This window comes from Stenotrophomonas maltophilia (assembly GCF_003970865.1).
In the GTDB taxonomy this organism is placed as follows: Bacteria; Pseudomonadota; Gammaproteobacteria; order Xanthomonadales; family Xanthomonadaceae; genus Stenotrophomonas; species Stenotrophomonas maltophilia_AR.
The window spans coordinates 36583-42582 of record NZ_RXLZ01000045.1 but is presented as its reverse complement, the minus strand read 5'-3'; the positions used below and the strand labels follow the sequence as shown (position 1 = coordinate 42582).

Below are 6000 nucleotides of genomic sequence, written 5' to 3'. Positions count from 1 at the left end.
GGGGGGGGGGGGGGGGGGGGGGGGGGGGGGGGGGGGGGGGGGGGGGGGGGGGGGGGGGGGGGGGGGGGGGGGGGGGGGGGGGGGGGGGGTCGGGGGGGGGGGGGGGGGGGGGGGGGGGGGGGGGGGGGGGGGTCGACTGGTTGGTGAACTGTGGTGGTAGATGTCTTGTATCTCAGCATCACCGGCACCCTAGAGCGCTCTACGCGTAAGACCGTCGGCAGCGTCAGGTGTGTATAAGAAGCAGGTGGGGCACGATGCGTTCCTTGGGAGGGGGGCGATATCGCACCAAGGCAGATGGCTGAACCTGCCGGACTGGCGCGGACGCCAACCTAAGGCGCTGAAACCACAGCGACTAGGCCGCTAGAATTGGCAGCAGCTTCCCACCCATTGGACGACGATGCTTCTGGACCTCAACGACCTCCAGTACTTTGTTCTCGTCGTCGACCACGGAGGCTTCTCGCAGGCCGGGCGCGCATTGGGCATCCCCAAATCCAACCTGAGCCGCAGAATCTCACTGCTGGAACAGCGCCTGGGAGTTCGCCTGATCGTTCGTAACACCCGGCACTTCCGGGTCACGGATATCGGGCACACCTATTACAGCCACTGCCGCGCGATGCTGGTCGAAGCGGAAGCTGCCGAAGAAGCCATCGAGGTGATCAGGGCGGAACCCCGCGGCGTGGTCAGGATCACCTGCCCGGTGACGCTGCTTGAAGAGCGTGTGGGCGACATGGTCACCGATTTCATGGCCCTCCATCCGTTGATCGAGGTTCACCTGGAATCGACCGATCGGCGTGTGGATGTGGTGGGCGAGGGCATCGATGTAGCTCTGCGCGTGCGTCCGCCACGTTTGGAAGACTCGGAGCTCGCCATCCGCGTTCTGTCCGGGCGCTCACAATGCCTGGTGGCCAGCCCGGCGTTGCTGGAGCACTGGCAGGCGCCGCGCGAGCCCATGGAGCTGGGTCGCCTGCCGAGCCTTCACCACGGCGCGCCCCAGCAGGACTACGCCTGGACGCTGTTCGGGCCCGACGGCGCGCGGATTGATGTGCCGCATCAGCCACGCCTGGTCACACGCGGCATGCCCATGCTGCGATCGGCCGCGGTGGCCGGCATCGGCGTCGTGCAGATGCCGACGAAATGGGTGCATGCACACCTGGACCGGGGCGAACTGATCCAGCTGCTGCCCGAATGGACGCCGCGTAGGGAGATCATCCACGCGGTGTTTCCCTCGCGCCGGGGCCTGCTGCCGTCCGTACGGGCGCTGATCGACTTCCTTGCCCTGCGGTTCAAGGACGAAGGGCTCGAAGCCCCGGCGGATGCGGTACCCGGGGAAGAATTTCCTGATCATCCAGACTGAGCCGTGCTTGCTGGGCGGCAGGCACTACAGCGCCGGAATCGTGATCCTCTGCAGATCCAGCTTGGCCCTGAGCGCATAGTGCTTGCGGGTAACCGGCACGGTGCAGGTCAGGCGCGGATCCAGGTAGTCCTTGAACATCGGCGGTCGCGAAGCGCCCAGATAGAACTGCCGATCCTGTTTCACCGCGGCGGGCAACAATACGTCGGAAAGATCGCTGTCGGACGCATCGGTCACCAGGCAGGGCGCATGGCGGAAGCCGAGCCTGCGCAGCAGGAACAGCCGGTGCGAGCCGTTGGTCAGGATGATCCGGCGGCCAACGCGTGTGGCACTGATCAGGTTGTCGCTGAAACCGAGATAGATGACAAGGGCGTGGCTGGCCGCGCCGAACGGCTCGTAGCCGGCGATGGTACGAGGATCGACCGTCGCCACGTCGAGGAACCGCAGGTCGTTGGATGCAGATGCAAAGGTGTAGCTGCCATCGGACTGGGTAAAGCGCACATCCGGATGTGCGTGGCGTCCCGTTCGCGCCACCAGCTCCATGATTTCGCGCGCATCGGGTGACGCGGACGTGGTTGCCGCAAGCTGATCGATATGGTGCAGGTTGATGCATTCCTGGAAGACCACCAGGCGATCGATCTCCACCATCTGCCAGCTGCGGGGCACCATGCTCGTCATGCGGTGCATCGAAGGCTGGCGAAGGGCCTGTTCGGCCAATGGCCGCATCTCTTCCGGCAGGGCGAGGACATCCATGGCATCGGCATCATCCGCTTCGTCCTGATGAAGTCGGCGCACCAGCGCACGCGCGTTCCGCCACTCCTCTACCAGCGTCGCCTCATCAAAGCTCCCTGGCGGGCAACGCTCCCTGACGAAGCGGATGAACTTCGGCAGCGGAAACAGGCCCTTCAGCAGAAGGGTGGGATCAAGGCCATCGTCATTGATCTCAATGGGCATCCATCTCGCTCTCTTGGGAGTCGCTGCAGCGACGTCCGATCACGGTCGGTCGTCACGCCAAAATAAGATGTTATATCGTAACATTTGAGTGCCTTGGCGGCAATCGTCCTGAAACATGCAGGGCGACGCTGGCTCGGCTGCCATGCATCCACTGCATCGCGTGGGTGCATCCACTGACTAGAGGAGATGTTCATGAACGAACTGATTGAGCTGGGCGTAGTGGCTGGAGAGCAGAATCACGAAGACCAGGGTGAACTGATCGAGCTGGGCTCGGTGGTTTCCGAAACCAAGGCGCACAACCACGGCACGTTGTGGGATGGCGTCTTCCCGACCACCTCGCCCTGATCCATCGCGCCATGCATGACCTGCGGTGCATGCCCCCCGCATGCACCGCTCTGATGCCTGCAGCAGCATGAGATCACGCTCGCGATGGACCAGCCTGAAGCCCCTTACTTCCTTTCGAAGCACGCACATGTCTGTGTGACCGGCGACGCGATGGTCATTCTTGACCAGGCCTCCGGCAGCTATCTCTCCATCGATCGGCGCGGGGCGGCAGGGCTTGGCGGGTTGGTGCTGGACTGGCCCCTGGCCTCCGACGGAGCACCGAGGCCGAGGATGCTGCAGTCGCTGCTTGATCGGCGCCTGATCACCCAGGATCCGCAGCGTGGCAAATCCGCAGCAAGCGCCGCGATCGCGCTGCCCCGGCACTGGGTGCGCGAGGGCGAGCCCCGAGGATGTCCGACGATCACGGCCCGCGATCTGCGCCGCTTCCTGGCCTCGGTAACGCGCGCGGCCTGCAGCAGGACGTTCCTGCCTTTCAGTTACACGGTTTCGGCAGCGCGCAGGCGCGGCCAGGCATCCACGCCGGACGAGGTGGACCTGCAGCAGCTGGCCCTGCTGGTTCGCGTGTTCGATTGGTTGCGACCAATCGCCTTCAGGAAGACCGATGAGTGCTTCCTCTACTGCCTGGCCATGCGCGAGTTCCTGTCGCGGTACGGCATCGTTCCTGCGTGGGTGTTCGCGGTGCGGACCCAGCCGTTCGCAGCGCATTGCTGGTTGCAGCACGGCGACCAGGTCCTGACCGACATCCCTTTCAATCTGCGCCGGATGACGCCCATCCTGGTGCTGTAACCGGCCTGAGGCATGTACCGATACATCGCTCTGTTCTGGAACGAACATTCCGAATCCGCCCGTGCGCAGGCCCTGCAGGCCATGGAACGGATCGAGGCAGACCGCCCCGGAATCGACTGCGTGATGAGGGGCAGCGGGGCCGCGGTCTATGCCCAGAGTGACAACCCTGGCTACTTCGAATGCAGCCGGTCCGGCTCGCTGGTGGTACTCGGCAAGTTGTTTCACAAAGCGTTCGGCGCCGATACCGTTCCCGCCCAGGCGTTCCCTGATCCCGTCTCGGCCGAGGCCGCCTGCAGCACGCAGGGCAGGAGCCTGGTCGAGCAATATTGGGGCCGCTACGTCGCTCTGGGCTACCAGCCGGATACCGCCAGCTGGTTCGTGCTGCGCGACCCGACGGCGGAGATTCCGTGTTACATGACCACGGTCGATCAGCTGACGGTGGTCTTTTCGAGCATGGAAGACTGCCTGTTGCTGGGTTTGCGTGAGTTCAGCGTCGACTGGTCGTTCCTGTCCTACTCGCTGTTGTTCCCGTTCCGGGACGGCCTGCAGACAGGCTTCGAGGAGGTCACCGCGATCGAGGCGGGCGAGGCGGTGACAATCCGCGATGGCCAGCCGGTTGGCCGGCACTTCCAGTGGGATGTGGTGCGGCAGGCCAGTGAAGCGCCCATCGAAGATCTGCAGGAAGCCGTGCAGCTGGCACGTGCAACGCTGCTGGGCTGTATCGGTGCGCTGGCGAGCCAGCATCGATGCATCCAGCTTCAGCTGTCCGGCGGGCTGGACTCCTCCATTGTCCTCGCCGGCCTGCTGCATGCGCCGTCCGCACCGGAGGTGAAGTGCGTCCATCACTACGATGCCGGCATTGGTGCCGATGAGCGCATGTTCGCGCGCATGGCGGTTGCCGGTGCCGGTGAATCCTCCGGAAGAAGCTGCGAGTTCGTCGAGTACCAGCGGCAGCCGCACTGCTCGCTGGAAGAGATCATGGACTTCCCGCGAACCGCCCGTCCTGCGCATTGCTCGGGCTACCTGCTGCATCGGCGCGACGTGGATTTCGACGCGGATACGGTGCAGTTCACCGGTGTCGGCGGCGATGCGGTCTTCCTGCGCTTCAAGGGCAATGCCGCTGCCATCGACTATGCGTGGCGGCGTGGGATCGACCGCGACTTTTTCCGTGTCGCGTTCGAAACCGCGCAGTCGGGCGATTCGCTGTACGGGGTATTCAAGGATGCCTTCGTCCATGGCGTGTTCAAGAAGCCAGGCAGCATCAACGGCCGCTGGGGCAACCCGTGCGAATGGGTGAAGGTGGATCCTTCCGAACAGGATGGCACGCCGCCGGCCTGGCTGCGGCACGCACGCGCACAGGGGCACAGGCTCTCTCCGTACAAGCTGGCGCATATCGGCCGCATGATTTTCCCGACCAGCGTGCTCGATCCCTTTGAGGGTGCCGGACGCTGGCACGGCGTATCACCCATCAGCGCGCAGCCTGTGGTGGAACTGTTCGCCCGCCTGCCGCTGCACCTGCTGATGGCCGGCGCGGAAGACCGGACGATCGCGCGTCGTGCACTGCAGGGCCTGCTGCCGCAGGCGCTGCTGTCGCGCAAGGTGAAGTCCTACCTCGACGATCACTCGGTGGCGGTCACCCAGCGGCATCAGCAGTTCATCAGGGGCCTGCTGGTGGACGGCCTGCTGGCGCGGCGGGGCTACATCGACAGCGCATCGGCCGACGCGGGCATCCGCAGGGTCAGCCCGGATCACTCATCCCAGGTGCTGGGCATCTTCGGCCCACAGGTCAACATCGAAGCCTGGCTCAGGCGCTGGATGGGCCGGCCAGGCGCGCCTGCGGCCGGCGTGGCCTAGGCGCTCCGGCTCATTTCCTCAAGGTAGAGGCTCTCCAGGTCATTGGCGGTGATCGTGCTGGCATCCAGCGTCCTGCGCAGCCTGCCGGCCTGCATCAGCCCGATGGTGGTCGCCACTTCGCGGGCACGGAACAGATCGTGGGTGGCCATCAGGATCGCCGTGCCGCGGTCGCGCTGGCGCACGATCAGCTCGTGGAATTCGGCCGAGGCGGTCGGGTCCAGGCCGGACGTCGGCTCATCAAGGAGCAGTGCCCTGGCTTCCTTGATGATGGCCAGCGCGATGCCCACCTTCTGGCGCATGCCCTTGGAGTAAAGCCCGACGCGCCGCCCGAATGCCTCGGGCGCCAGACCGGCGGACCTGAGCGCTTCCTTCAGCCGTGCGGGCGAGCGTTGCTCCACCGCAGCCAGGCGCGCGAAGTAATCCAGGTTTTCATAGCCGGTCAGTTCGTCATACAGCGCGACGTTCTCCGGGATGTACAACAGGCGCCGGCGCGCCTCCTGCGGCCGCTGCCAGGCACTGAGCCCGTCAACCTCGGCAGATCCGGAGGTGGGTTCGAGGAAGCCCAGGAACAGCTTGATCGTGGTCGATTTGCCGGCCCCGTTGGCACCCAGCAGGCAGAAGATCTCGCCGGGGCGCACCGTGAAGCTCACATCATCCAGCGCCCGATGCGTGCCGTGTTCCTTGACCAGATGCGTTGCAGTCAGCATGTG

Annotated in this window: 6 protein-coding genes; 4 read left to right on the top strand and 2 right to left on the bottom strand. The window is 65.2% G+C overall.

All coding sequences use genetic code 11. From position 1 onward, the window contains the following. The first annotated feature begins 397 nt into the window (after nt 1-397). Nucleotides 398-1354 carry a LysR family transcriptional regulator gene (locus tag EKL94_RS15225; protein ID WP_126929717.1) on the top strand — a complete coding sequence of 319 codons (957 nt, stop codon included), beginning with the start codon at nt 398-400 and terminating at the stop codon, nt 1352-1354. A 24-nt stretch (nt 1355-1378) separates the two neighbouring features. Here the strand turns inward: EKL94_RS15225 and EKL94_RS15220 are convergent, their stop codons facing one another. Next, entirely contained in the window at nt 1379-2305 is a 927-nt protein-coding gene (locus tag EKL94_RS15220; protein ID WP_126929716.1) for a hypothetical protein, read from the bottom strand. 192 nt (nt 2306-2497) lie between these two features. Here EKL94_RS15220 and EKL94_RS22445 point away from each other — a divergent pair, with 192 nt between their 5' ends. From EKL94_RS22445 to EKL94_RS15210, 3 genes are all read left to right on the top strand, one after another. Beyond that, nucleotides 2498-2650 carry a hypothetical protein gene (locus tag EKL94_RS22445; protein ID WP_162292569.1) on the top strand — a complete coding sequence of 51 codons (153 nt, stop codon included), beginning with the start codon at nt 2498-2500 and terminating at the stop codon, nt 2648-2650. A gap of 84 nt (nt 2651-2734) precedes the next feature. Next, nucleotides 2735-3436 carry a lasso peptide biosynthesis B2 protein gene (locus tag EKL94_RS15215; RefSeq protein WP_126929715.1) on the top strand — a complete coding sequence of 234 codons (702 nt, stop codon included), beginning with the start codon at nt 2735-2737 and terminating at the stop codon, nt 3434-3436. A gap of 12 nt (nt 3437-3448) precedes the next feature. After that, entirely contained in the window at nt 3449-5290 is a 1842-nt protein-coding gene (locus EKL94_RS15210) for an asparagine synthase-related protein (RefSeq protein ID WP_126929714.1), read from the top strand. Here EKL94_RS15210 and EKL94_RS15205 read toward each other — a convergent pair. After that, nucleotides 5287-5997, bottom strand: coding sequence for an ABC transporter ATP-binding protein (locus EKL94_RS15205; RefSeq protein WP_126929713.1), 711 nt, complete (start codon nt 5995-5997; stop codon nt 5287-5289). The two genes, EKL94_RS15210 and EKL94_RS15205, sit on opposite strands and share 4 nt — an antisense overlap. Between the last annotated feature and the right edge of the window lie 3 nt (nt 5998-6000).